The organism is Gimesia sp. (assembly GCF_048260065.1).
GTDB lineage: Bacteria > Planctomycetota > Planctomycetia > Planctomycetales > Planctomycetaceae > Gimesia.
In genome coordinates, this window is record NZ_JBLXHC010000008.1 from 92,928 (window position 1) to 115,425 (window position 22,498).

Below are 22,498 nucleotides of genomic sequence, written 5' to 3' on the forward strand. Positions count from 1 at the left end.
TTCGTTACTTTTTCTCAGGTGAGGGATTCTGTTTCGTTTTCTTCTTTTTAGGCTGCCAGTTTTTTTTCAGTTTCTCAAGCTCCTCAGCCGTGGGTGCTTTGAAAGCAGCATCCTGTGGAGTCTCTGAGACAAGTGAACTGGTATCGCCTGTTTTCTTCTGCCAGTCTTTCATCGCCGACCATAAACGATCCGTGTGAGACTGACAGGCAGACTGTCCAAATAAATTACTGGTTTCCTGGGGGTCATTCTGTAAATCGAACAACTGTGATTTATTAATCTGCGGATAGGTAATCAGTTTCCAGCGATCATCACGCACAGAGCGTTGCACATCTTTGTAAGCGGTAAACAGAGTCTCCCTGATTTGCGATTTCTCACCTGCCAGCACAGGCCACATGCTTTCGGAATCCAGTCCCTGTGGAATGTCTGTCCCCACCATTTCACAAACCGTGGGAAAAATATCGTAAAGATAAACCAGCGCATCACTCTGGCCATGCGGAATCCCCGGTCCCGAAAAAATCAGTGGTGACTTCATACTGTGTTCATACAGGCTCTGCTTTCCCATCAGTCCGTGGCTGCCAATCGCCAGACCGTGATCGGAAGAAAAGATGATGATCGTATTGTCGTACTCTCCACTCTCTTTTAAGGCTTTTAAAAGTCTCCCGATATGACCATCCAGTCCAGTAATATCTGCATAGTAATCATGGAGATGTTTTTTTATTTCCGCTTCAGTGCGGGGGAAGCCTGCCAGCAGTTCATCGCGCACTACCTGCTCTCCGTTATTAAAAGGATGCAGAGGCAGATAATTTGCGGGCAACGGAATCTCTTCACGTTGATAAAGATCCATATATTCCTGGTCAGCAACCCGGGGATCGTGAGGGCAGGCAAACGCCAGGTACATGAAAAAAGGCTGCTCGTTCTTCTTCTGCAGAAACTCAATCGCATTATCAACGATCTCTTTACCAGGCTGCCCCAGCATTCGCGCCTGGTTATCATTCAGATATTTCGACTGATCAAAGCGTTTATGAATTTCGGCAGCCGTATTCCCTTTTTTACCATGATGGTAGGTGTAGTACCCGGCCGCTTTCATGGAATCCGGGAAATTCGGTTTATCAGCAGAAACATAGCGTCCTGTCCAGCGAAAGTAAGTTCGTCCACTGAGCAGCATGTTTCGACTGCAGACACAAACCGCGCCGGAATTACTGCCCAGGCAATATGCGTTGTTGAAGACAAAACCACTATGAACCAGTTGATCCAGGTTGGGAGTTTTGATCAGGGGATTGCCCAAAGCATGAATCGTGTCCGCGCGTTGATCATCCGTGAATAAAAACAGGACATTCGGATTTTGTTTTTCAGCAGCAACCAGGGGGCTGCTGGTGAATGCGGTAAAACAGAGTACGAAAAATAAAGCCCAGGAATCTCTGTGCCGAAAACTCATGAATGCCTCCAAGATTGAGCGTCAATCTGGTATCCTGAAAGTTGATTGATCATCGATCGAATTTAACCTGTTCAATATATAGCAAGGAACGACCAAATGCCAGAAGCAGCCCCTCCCGCAGTTTATGATCCCGTCAGCATGATCAGGCCGAAACGAAAAATTACCGGGATCTCTGCCGTTCTGCTCCCCTATCTGGAATCCGGTGAAATCGACCGCGAATCACTTTCCGCTCATATTTCACGAACCGCCAGCGTCGGCATCACGCCTGCTGTGAATATGGATACAGGTTATGTCAATCTGATCGACGAACCGACCTTTATTGAGGTCTTGAAGGTCACACAACAGACCCTGAGTGGCGGCCCGTTCGTTGCGGGAGCCTTTGTCTCCGATCAACCTGGCGCCGCTTTTGACGCCGCCGGTTACCAGAGGAAGATTGATCTGATTCAGTCTCATGGGGGAATACCTGTGATCTTCCAGTCCTTTGGTCTGGTAGAACAGTCACCCGATCAGATTATCGCCTCTTACCAGACCATCGCCGAAAATACCGACCGTTTTATCGGCTTCGAATTAACCCGTGATCTGGCGGCGTTCGGCTCCGTTTACGACCTGGATACCTACGAAGCACTCATGGAAATTCCCCAGTGCATCGGTGCCAAGCATTCCTCTTTTCATCGGGAACCGGAATGGGAACGCCTGCAGCTGCGTGACGCGAAACGCCCCGATTTCAAAGTTTTCACAGGAAACGACTTTGGCATCGATATGATCCAGTACGGCAGCGATTACCTGCTGGGCTTGAGCACCTTTGCCCCTGATCTGTTTGCCAGACGCGATGCCCTCTGGGCTGCCGGCGATCCCGCCTTTTATGAACTGAACGATCAACTGCAATACCTGGGCTACTTCACCTTCCGCAGCCCTTCCCCTGCTTATAAGCACTCAGCGGCGCAGTTTCTCTACTTGCGGGGCTGGATTAAAACAAACCAGACTCACCCCCACAGTCCGACCAGACCCGAAAGCGATATCGAAGTATTGCGCGAATTGGGACAGCGACTCAATGTCATTGATTAATCAAAAACTCCCCATTACCGGACCAGTAATGGGGAGTTTTATTTTATTTTCAATGATCAATCCGGATCACGAATCAGCCAGAGGCTCTTTCTTTTCGGTGATCACAGGGAGTTCCTGTGATTTTTCAGCATTGATCTGAGTATATTCCTGCCATTTTTCTGGAACATTGTCCTCATGAAAAATCGCCTCAACCGGGCATTCAGGCACGCAGGCTTCACAATCGATGCACTCATCGGGATTGATGTATACCATTGATTCCCCTTCGTAGAAACACTCTACGGGGCAAACCACGACACAATCTGTATATTTGCAATTGAAGCAAGCCTCTGTAACCACGTGTGCCATGAGTTTTCCTTTCTGGACATTACTCTGAAAAATAGGCAAAAACTGCTCGAAGCCTTTTCAGAGATTATAGGCTTCTGCTATCAAAAAACTACCAGTCCTGCAAAAACTGCCTTTTTAAAAGGATCGGCAGGAGTGGTATTTAGTGTTATATAGTCGATTTGGGAATATTGTTTCAACCTCGAACTCTCGATTCATATTAGATCTCGCAAAATCACGTGTCAAGACTGCAAAAATCTCTCTAAATCTTGAGTATGCTACTACTATCGGCAATCCCCGGAGCAATCATTGGCTGATTGCCGAATTCGCTGTCTGAGGCCGTTTTGAGCCCCGAATCACACGATCCAGTTTTCAGTTCGACACATATTGACACAAACGGGTTCTCAACCTAATCTACCGACGAAATATCGATCTACGATTGAGAATTCCAGGATGGAACCCCCCTCAAGAGAATCGATCTCTCAATGTCTAACCTGATAATTTGGTGTACCAAATCTCTCAAAACTACCAGTTTGACCGGTTTTTGAGCACGGAACTCCCCGGATTCCCATAGCGAATGGAGTCGCTGAATGACAAACAACACCCCCACCCCAGTCCCTTTCATCAATCTTGTCGCACAATACCAGAGAATCAAATCGGAGGTTCAGGAAGCGGTCCTGAAAGTATTCGATGATCAGGCCTTTGTCCTGGGTGACGAAGTTGCCGAGTTTGAGTGTGATATTGCCGAATATTGCGACTCCCGAAATGCGATCGGGGTTGCCTCAGGTACAGATGCCTTACTGCTGGCTCTGATGGCACTGGAAATCGGTCCCGGTGATGAAGTCATTACCAGCCCCTTTACCTTCTTTGCAACGGGCAGCTGCATCGCTCGCGTCGGTGCCACCCCCGTGTTTGCAGATATCGATCCAGTCAGCTTCAATCTCTGTCCGGAATCTATTGAAAGCAAAATCACGGATCGGACGAAAGCCATCATGCCAGTCCATATCTTCGGACAATGTGCCGATATGGAACCGATCTGGCGCAATGCCGTTCGCAACGGCATTCCCGTGATTGAAGACGCAGCCCAGGCAATTGGTGCTGAATATCGTGGACGCCGTGCCGGCGTTCTGGGTACGGTTGGTTGCTTCAGTTTCTTCCCGACCAAGAATCTGGGTGGGGCCGGTGATGGCGGATTAGTAACAACAGACGATCCAGATCTGGCAACACGCATCCGACGCTTACGGGTTCACGGCGACCTGGGCGGCTACCAGCATGCCGAAATCGGAATCAACAGCCGACTGGACGCGCTGCAGGCAGCGGTGCTGCGTGTCAAACTGCGTCACCTTGATCAGTGGACGACTGAGCGTCAGGAAAACGCCAGACGATACAATGCCCTGTTCCGGCACTATCAGCTGCTGGACTGTGTCGAACCTCCGACAGTTCTCCCCGATCGACGACACGTTTACAACCAGTACAGTGTCCGGGTAAAGGGTGGCCAACGGGATAAGGTACTGCAGGATCTCCGCGAAAAGCAGATCGGTTGTGCAATCTATTATCCGCGTCCGCTGCACTTGCAGCAGTGTTTTGAATACCTGGGCTGCAAACCAGGCGATCTTCCTCAAACGGAACTGGTCACCAGCGAATGTCTGGCCCTGCCGATCTTCTCGGAATTAACGGAAGTTCAACAGGAAACAGTAGTTCGTGGAATCGCCCAAAGTCTGGGACGGCTCTCTTCGCCGCAATTCCCCACGCTGTATTCAGATACACCGCAAATCTCAAAAGCGGCCTGAACCGAAAAAACGAACCAAACCTCATACTTTATCCCACAGGTTTCATCTCGAAATCTGTGGGATTTTTTTATGGCTTGTGACAAGCAGAGATCGCTGACTTCAAACCAGGCACCAGACTCAGCCTATTTTACATAACCGGACAATCAGTCGTTGCACCACTCGAAAAATCATTAAAAAAGGGAGGGAATTTCCACCTGAATGAGATTCGTCGTGTAGATTTAAGGAGATGAAATTAATTTCCTGCATTGATGTGCAAAGCATCCACGACATTATCCAAACTCCTGCCATAATACTGATTCTGATCGGCAGTTAAGGAGATCACATGCCGACTCGATTTCGAAGTACAACAATTCGATTGCTGGTGGCCTTGATTCTCATTGGCCCTGCCCTGGCTCTGTTACGCGCAGAGGAAGCCCGCAACGAACCTGACCCGACTGCCAGTAAGACGGCGATTGCCCTCAATTACTGCCGTGCCTCATTCTACCGTATCAAAAAATCGGGCACGAAAGAGGTCATGTTCGAAGAGCGGGAAAAGATTCTGAACAATCTGAATCTGAACGGTATCGGAGACGAGAAAGTCGTCAAACTTTACTCTGCTGTTCTGGACGAAATCGGTCAGGTGGAGATCGCGGAACAGGAACGGGAATACTTCAAGAATAAGCACAAGTACCACGCACGTCAGAAAATCGCCACCAATGCCCTCGCATTAACAACCGATGTGTTAACGCTGCAGTTCGGCAGTGCCATCCGTAACGGGGCCAACAGCTGGTGGGATTATCGAAATGTCGAAGCCCAGAAAGATCTGGACGTCTGGAAAGTCGATAAAGAACGGATGGAAGCGGTTATTTCCCGCTCCACTCTGTTTCTGGATACCTTCTGGAAACTGGCCCAGGAAAAAAAGATTCCTGATGACTGGTTGATTCGTGATGACGACCTTGAGACCCTGGATCAGGCGATGCAGGAGCCGAACCCGCGCGTCCGGCTGCGAATTTTAAAACGCCTGGAACGCTTTATGAGCCATTACCCGCCGTACTGGTATTATGTGGCGCGCACGCAGCAGGCCCAGGGTCAGCTCTTTGCTGCCTCGCATACTTACACCGAACTGGCAAACCTGGGCGATGGATACTTCCGCCGAGATGACATGCTGGCATCAGGGACCGCGAATCTTGCCGGCATCCGCGATTACCTGGGACAGCCGGACGCCGCGAAAATGGCGCTCAAATCTCAGACCTACTCCAGCGATGTCTGGGAAGCGAACCTGCTCTGCTCGCGCATCCTGCAGAAGTATCAGCAACCTGAAGAAGCGGAAGAAGCGATTCTACGGAATCTGGATGTCGATCTGGAGACAAACCAGAGTTCGGTCGCTTTGCTTTCACTCTATTATGCCACTAACGATAAAACGAAAATGATGGCACAATTGAACCAGCCCAAAATCGTGCAGGCTGTTCCCGTGCCGACATTGATTCAATGTGCCATGTTCCTGGGAGCAGACAGGATGCCGCCTGTCGCTGCTTCTCAGATCGCCTCTTCGCTGTACGTCTACCCTCAACTTCATTTTGGGGCAGATGATATCGTGATCGCCTCGACCGGTAACTGGCATCTGCATATGTCGAATGCAGAATTAATCATGGCAAATAAAACTTATACGCGTCCAAGACTGGCAGCCGGCAAAAATGAAATACACGCCCGCTTTGAGCGCGTGGCGGAATTCGGGAACCCGCTCGGAACGATGAATGTGGCCTACTCGCAACCCAGGCTGCGGTTAAAGTATCCGGATGGCTCCAGCCTGGAACTGATGCTGTCAACGGCGCCACAGGATCGTAGCCAGCCGGACTCTGGGAATCTGTTAACTGCGCTAAAGGCACCGACCGGCCAACATTACCGGATCGTGGGAGCAGAAATTCAGGGACAGACAATCGCGTTTCACAGGAATGCGATTGAAGATGACGGCCGACGCATTGTGCGGCAGAGTCCTGTACGTCCTGCTGATGCACCACAGATGTCACAAACCACTCCTCAGCCACAACTGAATCCCGAGCAGCAGCAATTGCAGGCACAGTCCGCTCCGAAACTGCCAACGCTGGCAATCCCGGATCTTTCTACTCCCGAGTTACCAGCGATTCCGAATTCTCCGCCCCCGATCCCGGCACTCTCCTTTGATCTCGAAGCGGATGAAGTACCTGCAGTGCAAAAGAAGAATAAAGGGACCGTGGTCAGTTTTCCTGCTCCTCCTGAAGAGACGAATGTACCGTAAAACAGCTGGTTTCAGGGCGTTTGCTGCTGGGGAATTAGAAAAGTACGCACACAAATAGTAGTCATCTGGTCCGGTCTCCGGTATGATACCTACAGAGATCCGTGAGCCTGAACAAGATTTCGGGCGTTTTTCGAAATCGCAATGAATTGCAAAACCTGTTCGCCGCGCTTTGGATTGACTGCGAACCCCACGTGCCTGAGCTTCACAATGCTGCCTTCTGAAAATGAGATTCCACAGACTTCTACGTCGGAAGTCGCTATGCTCCCCCTGATTACAGATTTGACCCGCGATCAGCTTGCGCAGTGGTGCATCGACCACGACTCATCATCCTATCGAGCGGATCAGATCCGGCGTTGGATCTTCACCAAACGCGTCAATGACTTTGATGCGATGCATGATATCTCCAAGAAGTTTCGGGACTTGCTCAAGGAAAACTTTCGACTCTTTTCAACCAGCATCGTCAAGCATCAGACTTCGAAAGATCGCACGGAAAAACTGCTGCTCGAACTTCACGACGGACATCACGTCGAATGCGTGCTGATGCGGGAGCCCAAGCGAAACACCGTCTGCATCAGTACTCAGGTTGGCTGTGCCATGGGCTGTGTCTTCTGCGCAAGCGGGTTACTGGGATTAACCCGAAACCTGACCATGGGGGAAATCCTCGAACAGATTTTGCGCCTGGATCGAGTGATCGGAGAAGAAGAACGCATTTCAAATATCGTGGTCATGGGAATTGGAGAACCGCTGGCGAACCTGGCCGCCTTGATCCCCGCACTTGATACTTTGAATCACAAAGGGGGCATGGGTATCGGAGCCCGCAAAATCACTGTTTCTACAGTCGGGCTGCCGGCTAAGATCCGGGAACTGGCTGACGTCAACAAGTCATACATCCTTGCCGTCTCGCTGCATGCTCCCAATGACACGCTGCGTGATCAGATCGTTCCCACGAATAACAAAATTGGTATTCAGAAAATCCTTGATGCCACTGACTATTATTACGTAACGACCGGCAGACGAGTCACGTTTGAGTATATTCTACTGGCAGGGGTCAACGACAGCCCCGCCCATGCACAGGAACTGGCACGCCTGCTGAAGCACCGCAATGCCCATGTGAATCTGATCCCCGCGAATGGGGTTCAGGAGACCGGCTATCAGACTCCCACGACAGAAGACGTTGATCGCTTCTTCATGACACTCGCGAAAGGGGGCGTCAATGTGACGGTCCGCAAACGCAAGGGAGACGATATCGACGCTGCCTGCGGACAGTTGAGGCTGAATCGCGAAAAAGAAAAAGACCTGGTACAGATTCAGTAACGACTGCGATTAATCCAGATTAAAGTCTTTGGGGTCAAAGTTGACCAGCACATCATCCCGGAAGATCAGGTAAACGCTGCGTCCACTTTCGTCAGGTCCCCAGCGATAAGCGTCGTCGGTCGTGCGAAATGTTCCACCGGTGGCTTTGAGCCACTTGGAAGATTCCTGAAGTTCGCCTTCTTCGCCGATCTCTTTTTCCACACTGCTCCGGGACATTCCGGAATACAGGCGGTTCTTCAGAATCCAGTTCAATGCTTTGGGATCGCGCTTGGTTTGAAACCGCATACGATAGTCTTCTGCCCGGCTGACTCGTTTTTCCGCCTTGTGAGTTGTGGCCATTGATTCAGAATCCCATTCCGGCAGCGTTTCACAACCGGAACCTGCAAAAAGCAGCACGATACTGCATACCATCCACGGCGCCACACATCGAAGGTTGGCCATGATCATATCCACCTGAATGAAGAAAAGATTGTCGAAGGTAATTCACTGCCGCGATGTGTCCGCCACAGCAGATGATTGAGAGAGGAAAAGAGACAGAACTGCCTCCTGATGAGCAGACGTTTTCTACCAGATCCCTGCATTTATGCCAAGATCAATCTCTGTCTGGAAACCACAGACTTAAAGCCATAAAGATATAACACTTATGTAAATTTCGTCACTACAGTTATGAAATCCACTGCCTGTCTGGGTTGTCAGATTCTCTCGGCACGTCTATTCTGAAATTGAATCTTTGTGAATGACTTCGCGACCACTTTCCCTGAAGGATTGATCAATATGAAAATGTTTTGCGCGGGACAATGGCAGGAAACTTCTAAAACAATCGATGTGATCAACCCCTTTGACAAATCGGTGATTGACACCATCCCCCAGGGGAGTGGCGACGATGTAGCAAAAGCGGTCTCTGTTCTGGAGCAGGGTGCCCGCATCATGAAATCCATGACCGCGTATGACCGCAGCCTGATTCTCCAGAAAGCATCTGAACTGATGCTGGAGCGCAAAGATGATTTCGCGCGAACCATCAGTCTGGAAGAGGGAAAAATTCTGGCAGAGAGCCAGGTCGAAGCCAGTCGCAGTGCCGAAGTGATCCGACTCTCAGGCGAAGAAGCCCGGCGGATGACAGGCGAAATGATTCCCCTCGAAGGGAACGCTGGCGGACAGAACAAACTCGGGTTTACACTTCGCGTCCCCTGTGGAATCGTGGCCGCGATTACTCCGTTCAACTTTCCATTAAATCTGGTCTGCCACAAAGTGGGTCCCGCCATTGCAGCCGGAAACGCGATCCTCATCAAGCCGGCCAGCGATACACCACTGTCGGCCCTCAAGTTGACAGAGCTGCTGCTGGAAGCTGGTCTGCCTAAAGAAGCGATTGCCTGTGTGACCGGACCGGGAGGGGAAATTGGCCGCGCCATCTGTACTGATTCCCGAATTCGAAAAATCAGCTTCACAGGCAGCTACGAAGTAGGCACGAAAATTTGTGAAATGGCTGGCTTGAAGAAAGTCACGATGGAACTCGGAAGCAACAGTCCCGTCATTATCATGGATGACGCGGATCTGGAAAAAGCGGCGACGGCAGTCAGCATGGCCGGATATGCCAACGCCGGTCAGGTCTGTATTTCCGCTCAGCGGATTCTGACTTCTTCTGCGATCAAGTCTGACTTTGTGGACCTCTTAAAATCAAAAGTCGATGCCCTGCACACCGGCAATCAATTGGAAGAGGCAACAAAAATCGGTCCCATGGTTCGTGAAACCGATGCGACCCGCGTCGAACAATGGGTCAACGAAGCAATCAGCCAGGGAGCGCGACTCGTCACGGGAGGCACACGCCAGGGAGCCATCTACACCCCGACGATTCTGGATAACACCAGCCCTGAGATGCAGGTAGAAAAAGACGAAATCTTCGGGCCGGCTGTGGCGCTGTCTTACTTTGATGATATCGAGCATGCCATCCAGATGGCCAATAATACGACCTACGGACTGGCAGCTGGAATTTTCACACAGGACATCGATCGCGCCATGAGATTTGCCCGTGAAGTGGAGAGCGGCAATCTGCATATCAACTGGTCCAGCCAGTGGCGCGCCGATGCAATGCCATACGGCGGATTGAAACACAGCGGGACCGGTAAAGAAGGCCCCAAGTATGCGATCCAGGAAATGAGCGAAGAAAAGATGGTGGTCATGCACCTGACGAACTGATTGAATTCCCGTTCGAATGCAGAAGCAGGTAATATCCTGCTTCTGCGCTACGGTTACTTGATCAGGTAACGTTCCAGTGTTTTGCCGTCGCGGTACTTTCCTGACTGCTTGGCCTGAAAGAGTTCATTTGTGTGCACATCAATCGCGGTCAGATAGTTTCCGCGGTAGGCAGCAGTGTCGAGACAGGCCCAGCCATCAAAGACCAGCGGCTTTCCTGATTTCTGAGCCGTGTGCCCACAGATAATCCGACGTCCGGAAGGGTCTGGCTCTTCCTCGCCGGTAATCCGGTCCCAGCGGAGTTCCTGCTTTGTCAGGTCTTCCAGGGGAACGCCGGGGACTGCCGTCGCGTGGACGAAGATATCGGTTTCTGTCTCGTAATAATCGAGGGCCGTCGCCATGAAAATACGATGCTCTTCCGGTATGAGATCATAGCGACCGCCATAAGAGTCAATCGCTTCTTTGCCGCCATGCTGCAGCCAGATGGATTCCCAGTGCCCCCCCTGCAGGCCGTCCAGCATCATCTCTTCATGATTGCCTTTGAGCATGATCAGCTTACAGGTCGCTTTGAGATCCAGCAGAATCTCAATCACATGCTTGGTACCAGGTCCCCGATCAACCGCATCACCCAGACAGATAAAGGTATCTTCCCGAGTCAACTCGAGGTGATACAAAATCGTCCCCAACGCCACATCGCAACCGTGAATATCACCGATTGCGATCGTCCGTCCTTTCTGTGTCGATTGATCCATCATGCGACCACATATGTTAAAGTGAGCCCGAATCAGCACTCATAGCTGTGTAAAGTATTTCAGCCTATGAGTTCTGATACAGGTTGATCGAGCGTCTGTAACCAGTTTTCTCAGGATTTGTCTGATTGACTGGGGGGCATAATCCGGGTTGGCTTGGAACTGGGCTCCCCTTTCAATAACTGTTGACGTGCCTGAGTCTGTTGAGCCAGTCCATGGATCCTGATGAAGCCCAGGGCGGTTTCATGAGGAAACTGGTCGCCCTCTTCATAAGTTGCCAGTTCAGGACTGTAAAGACTGTGCTCACTCTTCAGACCAGTTACTGTATGATTTCCTTTATACAGCGACACTCGGACGGTTCCGGAAACAAAACGCTGGTTCTTTTCGACGAATCCCATCAAATCCTGGTGGAAAGAACTGTACCAGAGGCCATCATAAATGATATCACTGCAGGTCTGGCTGACAAAGGTTTTGAATCGCAGAGACTGGCGGCTGAGCGTCAGGTATTCCAGTTCGCGGTGAGCGTTGTGCAGAATCAAGGCCGCAGGTGCTTCGTAAATTTCGCGGCTCTTGATACCAACCAGACGGTTCTCGACATGGTCGATCCGGCCTACACCGTGCTCTCCGCCGATTGTATTCAAGTATGCGATCAGGTCGGCACCGTCCATTTCTTTACCATCGATGGAAATCGGTCGCCCCTGTTCGAACTCGATCTCCAGTTCCACAGGCTGGTCCGGTGCATCCTGGGGAGACACGGTCCACTTGTAGGCTTCTTTGGGAGGAGCCACCCACGGATCTTCCAGCACGCCCGCTTCCACAGATCGGCCCCACAGGTTCTGGTCGATACTGAAGATGCTCTCTTTGGTGGCTTCGACTTCGATGCCATGCTCTTTGGCGTACTGCAGTTCTTCCGTCCGTGTCCATTTCCACTCGCGAACAGGAGCAATAATTTTCAGCTGTGGTGCCAGTGTCTGGAAAGAAACGTCGAACCGGACCTGGTCGTTCCCTTTTCCGGTACAGCCGTGTGCTACTGCGGTTGCGCCATGCTCTTTGGCTGCTTCGACCATGCGGTGGGCGATCAGCGGACGCCCTAATGCGGTCGCCAGAGGATATTTGCCTTCGTACATGGTGCCTGCCATCAGTGACGGCCAGACGAAGAAGTCGACGAACATGTTTCGCACATCTTCGACGACGGCTTCTACAGCACCGGTTTTGATCGCTTTTTCCTTAATTCCATCCACGTCGCGACCCTGACCGAGATCACAGGTATAAGTGATCACGTCCATGTCGTATTTTTCATTGATCCACTTGACGGCGACGGAAGTATCCAGACCGCCACTGTATGCCAGAACTACTTTTTCTCTTGCCACGAAATTCTACCAATCTTCTGGAAATGAAGGACTAAACAAACGAATTCGACGGAATCTGCGAACGATGCAAATGGTACAATGATCCAAACACATCCGCAATGCGCACATTCTAACATTCTGGCTCCCGAAGGTCGAAAACCAGCCAGTCAGCCACCAGAACCTCGTCCGGTCTTCCCCAGTCTGAACGAACCTGGTCTAGGCGATAAAAGAAAAGCACCCGGCAGAATCATCTGACGGGTGCTTTCACATCTATTAAAAAACGGGACGAAGCCTGCTCTTAGTGCAGGTCGTCGTCGCCATGGTCATCCTTGCCCTTTTCAGCGATCAGAGCATCGCTGGTCAGCAGCAGGGTTGAAACACTGGCTGAATTCTGCAGAGCAGATCGAGTCACACGGGTCGGGTCAATGATCCCGGTTTTGACCAGATCTTCGTACTTGGAAGTTGCGGCGTTGTAGCCCATGTTGCCTTCCAGTTCGGAAACCTTTTCGCAGACGACGCTGCCATCATCGCCGGCGTTGTTGGCAATGGAGGTCAGCGGTGCACGACAGGCTCGCAGAATGATCTCGTAACCCACTTTTTCTTCCTGAGAAAGACCAGTAGGTTTGCAGGCTGCAGAGCATCGCAGTAATGCAACACCACCACCGGGCAGGATGCCTTCGGCGACAGCAGCGCGGACTGCATGCAGAGCATCTTCTACGCGGGCTTTCTTTTCTTTCATTTCACTTTCAGTTGCGGCACCCACATTGATCTGGGCGACACCACCAGAAAGTTTGGCAATCCGTTCTTCCAGCTTTTCTTTGTCGTAATCGCTGGTCGAATTTTCCAGTTCACGACGAATCTGTTCGATACGGGATTTGATTTCGCCTGGCTTTCCACCACCTTCGATGATGGTCGCGTTGTCTTTATCAACAGAAATCTTCTTGGCTGTTCCCAGATCGGACAACTGCAGATTTTCCAGCTGAATGCCGAGATCTTCGAAGATCGCCTGGCCACCAACCATGATGGCGATATCCTGCAGCATGGCTTTACGACGATCGCCGTAACCTGGTGCTTTGACAGCACAGCAGCGGAAAGTACCACGCAGCTTGTTGATCACGAGAGTCGACAGGGCTTCGCCTTCGATGTCTTCAGCGATGATCAGCAGGGGTTTACCGGCATTAACGACTTTTTCCAGAACAGGAACCAGGTCTTTAATGTTGGAAATCTTCTTTTCGTGAACCAGGACGTAAGCGTCATCCAGGTCGCAGGACATGCTCTGAGGATCAGTCACGAAGTAAGGAGACAGGTAACCGCGGTCAAACTGCATCCCTTCGACGACTTCGAAGCTGGTCTGCAGGCTCTGACCTTCTTCAACGGTGATCACACCGTCTTTACCAACCTGTTCCATGGCGTCTGCCAGGATCTTACCGATTTCTTCGTCGCCGTTGGAAGCAACTTTACCAACCTGGGAAATCGCCTTTTTGTTTTTGCATTCGATCGACATTTTGTGGAGTTTGTCCACAATGTCTTCGACGGCTTTATCCATGCCACGCTTCATGGCAATCGGGCTGACACCGGCAACAACCGATTTCAGACCTTCATTGTAAATGGCTTCTGCCATAATCGTCGCGGTGGTGGTTCCATCGCCGGCGATGTCAGAAGTTTTGCTGGCAACTTCGCGAACCATACGGGCACCCATATCTTCGAACTTATCAGGCAGTTCGATTTCACGGGCGACGGATACGCCGTCTTTGGTTACAGTCGGGGAACCGAAGCTTTTTTCAAGAATAACGTTACGCCCCTTGGGACCCAGTGTGACTCGAACTGCTCGCGCCAGCTTGCTGATGCCGCGTCGCATCGCTTCTTGAGCTTCCTGATCGAAGGCAATCATCTTTGCCATTTCACTATCTCTCCATGTACGCAGTATGAAATTTGAAAGGAAGAGTAACCAGCTCACCTGAATCGGGAGCGATTACCGCTAATTACAAAACAGGGGCGACTTAGTAAGTTGCCAAAATGTCACTTTCGCGGAGCAACAGATACTCTTCTCCGCCAATTTTGATTTCGTCCCCACCATAAGGACTGAAAATGACACGATCCCCTTCCTTGACGGTTAATGGAAGTTTGGTTCCATCAGATTTGACGTGTCCGTCTCCCACGGCAACCACTTCACCTCGTTGTGGTTTATCCTGTGCACTGTCAGGCAGGACAATGCCCCCTGCTGTGGTGGACTCTGCAACTTCTCTTTTCAGAACGACTTTGTCACCAAGAGGGACAATCCGGGCGCCTTTACTTGCTTTGGCAGCCTTCTTCGCCATTGGGATCTCCTAGATTTTTAATTTTGACTCGAATGTCTTCACATCGGATAATTTTATGATCTGTGGTGGCGGTCGAGCCAATCCACAACAACACATGCTCAACTCATACCTGCAGTGCAGACAGGAGCGTGGTTTCCCTAGCTGCGAACGCCGTGCCTAACTAACGAATAATCCATAAGATAAATAGTATCTTGATGTTATCGATTTCAGACCTGATTCATTCCTCTCACAAATCCTGCCGGACAGTCTCTCTCCTCTGAAATCCTGCTGCCATATTGGCAGCATCCTCAATCTGAAATCAACAGCTGTTTCAGAGGGTCTGATATCACGATTTTCCAAAGTTGATTGAGTTTGAATCATTTTTCAATTGACACAATTGTTAAAATAGGTAATATCGTTAATTCTGACAGCCGAAAATCCTGAAACTCTCAATCAGGCTCAGGGGGATTCGTTCCCTCAAAAATTCTCATCTCACTCACTCTCTCTCGTTTCAGATATCTACAAAACCCAAGATCAGAAACTTGAGAGGAGTTCGCAGTGCCAGAATCATTACCCCCTACACCGCGCGCAGCAGGCCTGGATACATTAAATCAGATCGTACAACAGGCACATCTGCTGGTCTCTGAAGGAAAACGGGGGGAAGCACGTGCCCTCTTCTTCTCGAGTGACTTCAACGCCCCTGAGTGGGCGCGCCAACTGCATCTGGGACAGTTTCTACTGGAAACCGGTGAGCATCTGGATTCGATTGAACAATTCTCAATCGTACTTGATGTTGCACAACAGCATGGAGACAACCAGCTGAGATCCGTCGTCTGCCATAATCTGGCAGTCGCCTATCGAAACCTGAAATTTTTCGATTTAGCCGCTCAGTTTCAGCAATATTCCATTGCGTGGGGAGACCTGCGATCAGCAAACCATCAGACCCTTGAGGAAGAGCTGGACCAGCTCTCGGATAATGCTGCCTGTGATCTGACGGGACGTGCGAACGACGCAATCCTGCAGGAAGATTACTCACTGGCAGAGCAACTACTGAACATATCACTGTCACGCGAGATACTGTACGGCGATCCGGAATCTCAGGCTGCGGACTGGGGGAACCTGGGAATCGTTCAGGGGCTGAAGGGAAATCATCAACGTGCTGTCTTCTGTTTCCGAAAAGCATATCAACTCCACAAACAGACAGACAACCAGCCACTGATGGGACAGGATCTGGTCCATCTGGGAGAATTGTTCTGGACAGCAGGTCGCTTCCGCAGCGCAACACGGTGCCTGAATCGATCGCTAAAATGTTTTTCCAGAAGCCAGCATTCGACTCTGGCACAGAATACGCGCTCTCGATTACTTGAGATGCAGAAGCTGCTCAAAGTGAAACAGCATGATCCCTTATTGAATTAATCTGGATTTCACTTATGAGGAAAAACGGACTCATTTGAAAATCAATGACTGTCCACTTGCGAAATACCCCATGCTCTGTTGATAATTGGAAGCAAAGAGTCAGCCAGACTTTATAGTGTCCCCAGATCCGGAATCGGACAACAAAACCTTTCAGGGGGCAGGCTGACTGGGATTGATTTCGAGGGATCTCACTAAACATCTCAAAGGTCTTACATGCCCATCAAGGTCCGCTGCAAAGAGTGTAATACTTCCTTTTCCGTCAGAGACGAAGCTGAAGGGAAACGAGTACGATGTAAAGAATGCGGCGCTCCTGTCAAAGTCACAGCTGCAAAACAGAGCAAACAACGCAGCAGTTCGAGTAAACCCGCAGATACAGACGATTTTCTGGCCACTCTGGATATTGATAAACTCGAAGACAAAGCAGCAAAAATCTGCCCCCGCTGCGGACACGACGTCGGAGAAGAGGACACGGAATGCCCGAGTTGCGGCGTTGATCTCAGCACGGGCCGTATGAGCGAGGCGACACGCCGAAAACGAAAACGCAAAGGCCCTGCAATTGAAGAATTTTATTCGAAAGCCTGGGGCGACGCTTATACATTCCTGGGAAACCATAAAGGACTGGCCGTTAAAACCTTCCTGTATTCATCCATCGCGAGCACATTATTTTTCTGCTCGATCTTCATGATGATGTGGTGCCATCGAACTCCTCCCCGTGCATTCTGGGGATTCATTGCCTTTGTTTCCATCATGGCAATCCCTGGTTGGATCTGGTTTATTCAGACAGAAGTTGTGCGGTATGCATTACAGAAAAAAGACAAGCTGAAACGCATCAACTTCGATTTTTTCCTTTGTTCTGCACTGGGAATTAAATTCATTTTCTGGGTGATCCTGTTCAGCTTACCTGCACAGGCCATTCTTGGATCCATGGGTTATTATTTCATCTCCAGTGGGTCCGTTCCAGTGGGAGCGATTCTCATTGCTGTCGGATTCATCCCGACCTTTATGATGTTCCCGCTCGCGATTCCGCACATGACAGTGGCGGATCCCACTCCCGGCTGGCTGATGCACAAACTGGGAAAAACGTTTCTGACTCTGTTCAAACCCGCTCTCTTCTGGTGCTTTGTATTCATCGTTACCACACTTCCCGCGCTGGGCTGTCTGGCTGCAATTGGAGCCGTCTATGGAGATGGTTTAGATACATTCTTCTCGAATGTCCGCTATAACTCGTCGATTGCCAGAGACAACGGTGCCAAGGAATACGCGGAAGAAAACAAGATCAGCGATTTTGTCGAAGGTCCATTTACAGGCAAGACCCCCGCAGAGCTTGACCCGACCATTCTGATTGTCCCTTCTATTTTGTGGCTGGTAGCCTGCCTGTTCTATGCTCCGACATTAATTTACAACGCAAGGGTGAATGGTTTACTGGCCGTACATTGTAAACCTGACTTGAATCTGATTACCAAAGTTGACGAAATCAAATATGTTTCTAAAGCGGAACAGGTAAAGACTGCCGCCCCTACAGCCCGCTGGAAACTGTCCAGCATCGGAGTGGTAGCAGGAGGCGGGCTGGGTGCCGCACTCTATTTCCTCGTTCCCATGATGCCTGAAATGCTGCTGTACGTTCTATTAGGGATCTGTTCTTTAACCATTCTCGGCTGTTTTGGAACCACACTGGTCAAAATCAACCAGCGGGATGGAATCGGCCAATGTATGCTCGGCTTATTCATTTCGGTGTATGCCTACGGCAAAGGTTGGGCCTATGCGGAAGATGACAAAGAAATGGGTCCCGCTATGATGACCTGGACAATATTCCTCATCGCAGGAAATCTGCTCTATCTGGGAATGGTTCATAATGGAATTATTGAAGATGAGGCAATCCAGCCTCCTGCAGCGGAAGCCCCCGCCGACCCCGCTGGCGATCCTGCAGGAGATCCCGCGATGGAAGCTGGTCCTGCATAACCGGCAACTCCCTGATTTCTGCATCTTCCGAATGCCTCTGGTTGACAGCGCGATCTGGTTGTTTACAATAGTATTAGTTACCACCGCTCTTCCCTCCTGCTCATCCAGCGGGCAAATGGAGTGGGTACTCCTGATTCACATTCCTGCAACATCGTGAATTCCTCAGGAGCCAGTTACATTATTCCATTTGTTCTGAACAGTACCCGCTCATTTTACTGATGCCGTTACCGCTCATCCCGTTTAACGCAGATCGTGGTGATGCTGTATGGTATTGGTCTCTCCAGAATGCAAAGTCAGATGAAACCACAGTCTCACGATCTATTTGATGAATCTACCATGAGCTTCGGGGATCACCTTGAAGCACTTCGTATTCATTTATGGAAGGCACTGATTGGACTGGCAATCTGTGTGGTCCTCGCTCTGTTTATAGGTCATAAGATTGTCGCAGTCGTGCGAGCCCCGATTGATTCTGCCTTGAAAGAATACAATCTGGATAAACTGCCTCAGGAAGAATCAGAAGAACAGCAGAAAAGCATCGAAGAGCTGATTACCAGCCTGAATGCACAACAGAATCCGACCGCGGAAACCAAAGCGCTGCAGAAAATTCTGGAAGACTATCAGCACAGGCTCAATAACCTGGAAGATACCATGGCCGAGCCGGTCACGCTCGCTGTGCAGGAAGCCTTTACTACGATCTACCTCAAGGTCTCATTCGTTGCCGGTCTGGTGATGGCCAGCCCCTGGGTGATTTATCAGATCTGGCTGTTCGTGGCTGCCGGACTGTATCCCCACGAACGCAAGTATGTTTACATCTACCTGCCAATCAGTATTTTCCTGTTTCTGGGTGGGGCACTGTTCTGCTTCTACGCCGTCTTCCCGTTTGTGCTCAACTTCCTGCTGGGCTTCAACAAGCTGCTGGGCGTCAATCCGCAGATTCGACTCTCGGAGTGGATCAGCTTCGCAATTACCCTGCCTCTGATGTTTGGTCTCAGTTTCCAGTTGCCGCTGGTCATGCTCTTCCTGGAACGCATTTCTGTCTTCACAGTGCAGGATTACATTGAAAAAACCCGCATGGCAATTCTGATCATTTCGATCATCTCGATGCTGATGACCCCGGCAGATCCGATGAGCATGCTGCTGATGATGGTGCCTCTCCTGTTTCTGTACGGACTGGGGATTGCGATGTGTAAATACTTCCCCAGTGCCAATGCCAGTCCGTTTGACGACCACTGATTCCTGCTGGAACAGAGGCTGATTTTCCTCTGTTCAGATGACGCTGTCTTCCACTACAATGTCGCGGTCCGGGGTCAGGAATCCCTGGATTTCAGCGAGATTGTGCTAAATTCAGCGAGGATGAAAATGAGTACCAGCGCGGAGCAGGAAGCGGTTGTGCAACCCGCCAGCAAGTCCCCCCGGCAGCAGAAACTGATCAAAATCACCCTGCTTGTCTGTGCCCTGATCGGGGCGGGAGTCCTGATCTGGGAAGAAGTGCTGGAAGACCGATTGGTGGCCAAACGCTTTGGCGTCGTGGAGCCAGGCAAAATCTATCGCAGCGGCCAGATCTCCAGCTACCTGATCGAACCAGTTCTGAGCGAAAATAACATCGAGAAAGTCATCGCCCTCAACGGCAGTGATCTGCAGAAGCCTTATCTGAAAACCGAAGTGGAAACGGCGAAGAAACTGCACATTGACCATCAGGTTCTGCATCTGATCGGAGACGGCACAGGAAACGTCGAAGATTACGCCGAAGCGGTTGCAGAAATCATGCGCTGTGAAAAAGCAGGAAAACCGATTTTAGTTCACTGTGCAGCTGGTGCCCAGCGAACGGGTGGCGTGATCGCCGCCTATCGCATGCTGGTTCAGAAGAAATCCCCTGAAGAAGCCTACCAGGAATTACTGCAGTACGACTGGAAACCACACAAAGATCAGGCACTGATTGATTACCTCAATGAGAACCTGGCTCGACTCTCCCACCTGCTGGAAGAGAAAGTCGAATGGTATGAACCACCGGCGACCATCCCCGTGATTGGTAAATAGACCGTACCCAGTTTTTCTCCAGCATCGCGAGACGCTGAGGTCCAAAATCAAGCGACCTGTTTCGACGGAATACCGTTTCAGCCAGGTATCACTTTCGCAAATTGGCAAACTGGTTTCTGAGATATTCCTGAATAGTAATGGAATTCACTTCTTTGTTTTTGCGAAGCGTTTCCCAATGATGGATCAGACCACGGTCTTTGTGATCCAGCTTCCAGTGAATTTTGTGTTCGGCTCGCAGGTGCAGTTTTTCTTCCAGGTCCGTCTGTAATTCCACTTCAATCGGAATCAGATTTCTGGTCCTGAGTTCTTCATTCAATGCAATTCGCGACGCAGGGGGCAACGTGTAGGGATGAAGTACATAGTTCAAACGCGCCATCCAGTCAGCAAATCGAAGGTAATTCTCAACCGAGGCATTCTGATCAGGGGCAACACACTGCACACGGTAATTGATCAGTTTACTCTCCAGCGTCAACTGGTTTTTATTGCCGTCAAATTGCGTTTCAAATGTGGGATCCAGCTGAAATTTTAACCGGGAGGCAATTGCTTTCCCCGTCGATTCTTCCCGTTTGATTTGATCGTGAATATATTCCTGAGTCTGATGTCTTGCCACATTTAACAGATGCTTGATTTCATCGAAGTTGATCACCGTTTTAAGCATCCGGGACTCATTCAATAAAATCAGTTTTTTCTGGATCGGGTCAAAGATCGTCACTTCACCTAATCCGTCTACGTGATCATAAACTTTCTCAGCATGGAAAATCGAAACACTGCGGGAAACGATGATCGGATCTGTTTCCTGCTGATGCTGATACACGGTGGTACGAATTCGAAATTCCTGCGCGGAACAGAGTCTGTCTCCAGTGCCACACACAATCACGAACATGCCTGTGATGAGAATAGATCTCCACATATCGGCTTTGCTTTCCTGAGATATTTGCTGGATTCGACCTGAGTCTCCACTGGACAGTGAAAACAGTAAAACGGTCGGCAGTTGAATTCTGAAACTGGTATCTGGGTAAGAACTAGAGCGCATCACATTTAACCATAGCGTCCGTCAATCTAATATACTCGGTCCAAATGGACCTGGAGACGCTGCAGTAAAACTGGACACAGTCTAATGAAATGTGGCAGGAAGACTAAAAAAAAGGCTGTTTTGCTGCAAGAGGAAGTTAGGGAACACCTGGAGAAAGTTAATACAAATTCTTATGACAGCTGGAAAACTTCCCAAAACCATTTACCGTAAACCTCTTCCACAAAAACACTTACATCACTGGCGTAATCCAACTACTCCTGTAACCCACTTCGATCTGCACTGAACGGGCTTCTTTTTTCTCATCAGATCTTCATAATGAAGACCGCTAAAACAGTCCTCACACCTTCAATACCGATTCAAACACAGGCCATTTCATGGGTTCCAAGTCTGAAAAAAAATCACAGGACGCTTCGCTCTTACCGGTGACCTACCACCTGAAACTTCCCGAGGATATCGTTCCCGAAGCGATTCAGAAAAAAGTCAAGTCAGCCGAGAAGGGGCAGATCCTCTGCAAAAACTACCCCTATCCCTCCAAAATGAAGCGAAAAAAATATGATCGTGAAATCACCCGGCTGCAAATCGAACTGCTGAAACTGCAACGCTGGGTGCAGCTGAATGGGGAGCGCATCGTGCTGTTGTTTGAAGGACGGGATGCAGCAGGCAAAGGGGGCACTATTAAGCGTTTCATGGAGCACCTGAATCCTCGCGGTGCCCGCGTGGTCGCTTTACCGAAACCAAATGAAAAAGAACTGGGGCAGTGGTATTTTCAACGTTATATCGAGCACCTGCCTACCAGTGGGGAAATGGTCTTCTTTGATCGCTCCTGGTACAACCGGGGGGTCGTTGAGCCGGTGATGGGATTTTGTCGTCCCACCGAACACCACACCTTTCTGCGGGAGGCACCTCAGCTGGAAAACATGCTGGTCAACTCGGGAATTCACCTGTTCAAACTCTGGTTCTCGGTCAGTCGGGAAGAGCAGTTCCGCCGTTTCAAAGCACGTGAAACTGATAAGTTGAAGCAATGGAAACTCAGTCCGATTGATGTCAAAAGTCTGGGTCTCTGGGATGAATATACCAAAGCACAAAACGCCATGTTCATGGCAACCGACACCAAAGCCTGTCCCTGGACGGTCATTCGTTCAGACGACAAAAAACGTGCCCGGATCAATTGCCTGAGGTATGTGCTCAATCAGATAGAGTATCCCAATAAGGATCATTCTCTGGTGGAAGATATTGACCCGCAGATCATCGGTTCCAAAGAAGTCATCTTTGAAACCAGCGAGTGGTAA

The 22,498-nt window shown here is 50.1% G+C and carries 18 protein-coding genes; 10 read left to right on the forward strand and 8 right to left on the reverse strand.

Annotated elements, in window-relative coordinates:
• Window positions 1-4: 4 nt before the first annotated feature.
• A complete protein-coding gene (locus ACN0YN_RS16360) occupies window positions 5-1,435 on the reverse strand; it encodes a sulfatase-like hydrolase/transferase (RefSeq protein ID WP_417386100.1) in 1,431 nt (476 codons plus the stop codon).
• A 96-nt stretch (window positions 1,436-1,531) separates the two neighbouring features.
• Between ACN0YN_RS16360 and ACN0YN_RS16365 the strand changes: the two genes are divergently transcribed.
• Window positions 1,532-2,500 (forward strand): dihydrodipicolinate synthase family protein, encoded by a 969-nt coding sequence (locus tag ACN0YN_RS16365; RefSeq protein WP_417386101.1) that lies wholly within the window; start codon window positions 1,532-1,534, stop codon window positions 2,498-2,500.
• A gap of 66 nt (window positions 2,501-2,566) precedes the next feature.
• On the opposite strand, the gene ACN0YN_RS16370 is transcribed toward ACN0YN_RS16365, so the two are convergent.
• On the reverse strand, window positions 2,567-2,845 hold the full coding sequence (locus tag ACN0YN_RS16370) for a ferredoxin family protein (protein WP_417386102.1): 279 nt from the start codon (window positions 2,843-2,845) through the stop codon (window positions 2,567-2,569).
• A 566-nt stretch (window positions 2,846-3,411) separates the two neighbouring features.
• Here ACN0YN_RS16370 and ACN0YN_RS16375 point away from each other — a divergent pair.
• From ACN0YN_RS16375 to rlmN, 3 genes are all read left to right on the forward strand, one after another.
• On the forward strand, window positions 3,412-4,611 hold the full coding sequence (locus ACN0YN_RS16375) for a DegT/DnrJ/EryC1/StrS family aminotransferase (RefSeq protein WP_417386103.1): 1,200 nt from the start codon (window positions 3,412-3,414) through the stop codon (window positions 4,609-4,611).
• 322 nt (window positions 4,612-4,933) lie between these two features.
• Entirely contained in the window at window positions 4,934-6,865 is a 1,932-nt protein-coding gene (locus ACN0YN_RS16380) for a hypothetical protein (RefSeq protein WP_417386104.1), read from the forward strand.
• Between the two features lie 207 nt (window positions 6,866-7,072).
• Window positions 7,073-8,179: a 23S rRNA (adenine(2503)-C(2))-methyltransferase RlmN gene (gene rlmN, locus ACN0YN_RS16385; protein WP_417386105.1), complete on the forward strand. Its 1,107-nt coding sequence runs from the start codon at window positions 7,073-7,075 to the stop codon at window positions 8,177-8,179.
• A gap of 9 nt (window positions 8,180-8,188) precedes the next feature.
• Here the strand turns inward: rlmN and ACN0YN_RS16390 are convergent, their stop codons facing one another.
• Complete coding sequence (locus ACN0YN_RS16390; RefSeq protein ID WP_417386106.1) at window positions 8,189-8,620, reverse strand: hypothetical protein; 432 nt, start codon at window positions 8,618-8,620, stop codon at window positions 8,189-8,191.
• A 333-nt stretch (window positions 8,621-8,953) separates the two neighbouring features.
• On the opposite strand from ACN0YN_RS16390, the gene ACN0YN_RS16395 reads away from it, so the two are divergent.
• Window positions 8,954-10,372 (forward strand): aldehyde dehydrogenase family protein, encoded by a 1,419-nt coding sequence (locus ACN0YN_RS16395; protein WP_417386107.1) that lies wholly within the window; start codon window positions 8,954-8,956, stop codon window positions 10,370-10,372.
• A 53-nt stretch (window positions 10,373-10,425) separates the two neighbouring features.
• Here the strand turns inward: ACN0YN_RS16395 and ACN0YN_RS16400 are convergent, their stop codons facing one another.
• From ACN0YN_RS16400 to groES, 4 genes are all read right to left on the reverse strand, one after another.
• The gene (locus ACN0YN_RS16400) at window positions 10,426-11,124 is read right to left on the reverse strand and encodes a metallophosphoesterase family protein (RefSeq protein ID WP_417386108.1); all 699 of its coding nucleotides are present in this window, start codon (window positions 11,122-11,124) and stop codon (window positions 10,426-10,428) included.
• Window positions 11,125-11,231: 107 nt separating this feature from the next.
• Entirely contained in the window at window positions 11,232-12,488 is a 1,257-nt protein-coding gene (locus ACN0YN_RS16405) for an argininosuccinate synthase (protein ID WP_417386109.1), read from the reverse strand.
• Between the two features lie 277 nt (window positions 12,489-12,765).
• Window positions 12,766-14,367 (reverse strand): chaperonin GroEL, encoded by a 1,602-nt coding sequence (gene groL / locus ACN0YN_RS16410; protein ID WP_417386110.1) that lies wholly within the window; start codon window positions 14,365-14,367, stop codon window positions 12,766-12,768.
• Between the two features lie 100 nt (window positions 14,368-14,467).
• Window positions 14,468-14,785, reverse strand: coding sequence for a co-chaperone GroES (gene groES / locus ACN0YN_RS16415; protein WP_002647314.1), 318 nt, complete (start codon window positions 14,783-14,785; stop codon window positions 14,468-14,470).
• A 537-nt stretch (window positions 14,786-15,322) separates the two neighbouring features.
• Between groES and ACN0YN_RS16420 the strand changes: the two genes are divergently transcribed.
• From ACN0YN_RS16420 to ACN0YN_RS16435, 4 genes are all read left to right on the forward strand, one after another.
• Window positions 15,323-16,180 carry a hypothetical protein gene (locus tag ACN0YN_RS16420; protein ID WP_417386111.1) on the forward strand — a complete coding sequence of 286 codons (858 nt, stop codon included), beginning with the start codon at window positions 15,323-15,325 and terminating at the stop codon, window positions 16,178-16,180.
• 213 nt (window positions 16,181-16,393) lie between these two features.
• A complete protein-coding gene (locus ACN0YN_RS16425; RefSeq protein WP_417386112.1) occupies window positions 16,394-18,139 on the forward strand; it encodes a hypothetical protein in 1,746 nt (581 codons plus the stop codon).
• A gap of 297 nt (window positions 18,140-18,436) precedes the next feature.
• A complete protein-coding gene (tatC, locus tag ACN0YN_RS16430) occupies window positions 18,437-19,372 on the forward strand; it encodes a twin-arginine translocase subunit TatC (RefSeq protein WP_417386113.1) in 936 nt (311 codons plus the stop codon).
• A 126-nt stretch (window positions 19,373-19,498) separates the two neighbouring features.
• Window positions 19,499-20,176: a dual specificity protein phosphatase family protein gene (locus tag ACN0YN_RS16435; protein ID WP_417386114.1), complete on the forward strand. Its 678-nt coding sequence runs from the start codon at window positions 19,499-19,501 to the stop codon at window positions 20,174-20,176.
• An 88-nt stretch (window positions 20,177-20,264) separates the two neighbouring features.
• Here ACN0YN_RS16435 and ACN0YN_RS16440 read toward each other — a convergent pair whose 3' ends face one another.
• Window positions 20,265-21,086, reverse strand: a complete 822-nt coding sequence (locus ACN0YN_RS16440; protein WP_417386115.1) for a hypothetical protein — start codon at window positions 21,084-21,086, stop codon at window positions 20,265-20,267.
• 497 nt (window positions 21,087-21,583) lie between these two features.
• Here ACN0YN_RS16440 and ppk2 point away from each other — a divergent pair, with 497 nt between their 5' ends.
• Window positions 21,584-22,498, forward strand: coding sequence for a polyphosphate kinase 2 (ppk2, locus tag ACN0YN_RS16445; RefSeq protein ID WP_417386116.1), 915 nt, complete (start codon window positions 21,584-21,586; stop codon window positions 22,496-22,498).

What these genes read in the sequence shown, in the direction of transcription:
- ACN0YN_RS16360 (WP_417386100.1), bottom strand. Translation starts at nt 1,435, where the DNA reads ATGAGTTTTCGGCACAGAGATTCCTGGGCTTTATTTTTCGTACTCTGT.
- ACN0YN_RS16365 (WP_417386101.1), top strand. Translation starts at nt 1,532, where the DNA reads ATGCCAGAAGCAGCCCCTCCCGCAGTTTATGATCCCGTCAGCATGATC.
- ACN0YN_RS16370 (WP_417386102.1), bottom strand. Translation starts at nt 2,845, where the DNA reads ATGGCACACGTGGTTACAGAGGCTTGCTTCAATTGCAAATATACAGAT.
- ACN0YN_RS16375 (WP_417386103.1), top strand. Translation starts at nt 3,412, where the DNA reads ATGACAAACAACACCCCCACCCCAGTCCCTTTCATCAATCTTGTCGCA.
- ACN0YN_RS16380 (WP_417386104.1), top strand. Translation starts at nt 4,934, where the DNA reads ATGCCGACTCGATTTCGAAGTACAACAATTCGATTGCTGGTGGCCTTG.
- rlmN (WP_417386105.1), top strand. Translation starts at nt 7,073, where the DNA reads ATGCTGCCTTCTGAAAATGAGATTCCACAGACTTCTACGTCGGAAGTC.
- ACN0YN_RS16390 (WP_417386106.1), bottom strand. Translation starts at nt 8,620, where the DNA reads ATGGCCAACCTTCGATGTGTGGCGCCGTGGATGGTATGCAGTATCGTG.
- ACN0YN_RS16395 (WP_417386107.1), top strand. Translation starts at nt 8,954, where the DNA reads ATGAAAATGTTTTGCGCGGGACAATGGCAGGAAACTTCTAAAACAATC.
- ACN0YN_RS16400 (WP_417386108.1), bottom strand. Translation starts at nt 11,124, where the DNA reads ATGATGGATCAATCGACACAGAAAGGACGGACGATCGCAATCGGTGAT.
- groL (WP_417386110.1), bottom strand. Translation starts at nt 14,367, where the DNA reads ATGGCAAAGATGATTGCCTTCGATCAGGAAGCTCAAGAAGCGATGCGA.
- groES (WP_002647314.1), bottom strand. Translation starts at nt 14,785, where the DNA reads ATGGCGAAGAAGGCTGCCAAAGCAAGTAAAGGCGCCCGGATTGTCCCT.
- ACN0YN_RS16425 (WP_417386112.1), top strand. Translation starts at nt 16,394, where the DNA reads ATGCCCATCAAGGTCCGCTGCAAAGAGTGTAATACTTCCTTTTCCGTC.
- tatC (WP_417386113.1), top strand. Translation starts at nt 18,437, where the DNA reads ATGAAACCACAGTCTCACGATCTATTTGATGAATCTACCATGAGCTTC.
- ACN0YN_RS16435 (WP_417386114.1), top strand. Translation starts at nt 19,499, where the DNA reads ATGAGTACCAGCGCGGAGCAGGAAGCGGTTGTGCAACCCGCCAGCAAG.
- ACN0YN_RS16440 (WP_417386115.1), bottom strand. Translation starts at nt 21,086, where the DNA reads ATGTGGAGATCTATTCTCATCACAGGCATGTTCGTGATTGTGTGTGGC.
- ppk2 (WP_417386116.1), top strand. Translation starts at nt 21,584, where the DNA reads ATGGGTTCCAAGTCTGAAAAAAAATCACAGGACGCTTCGCTCTTACCG.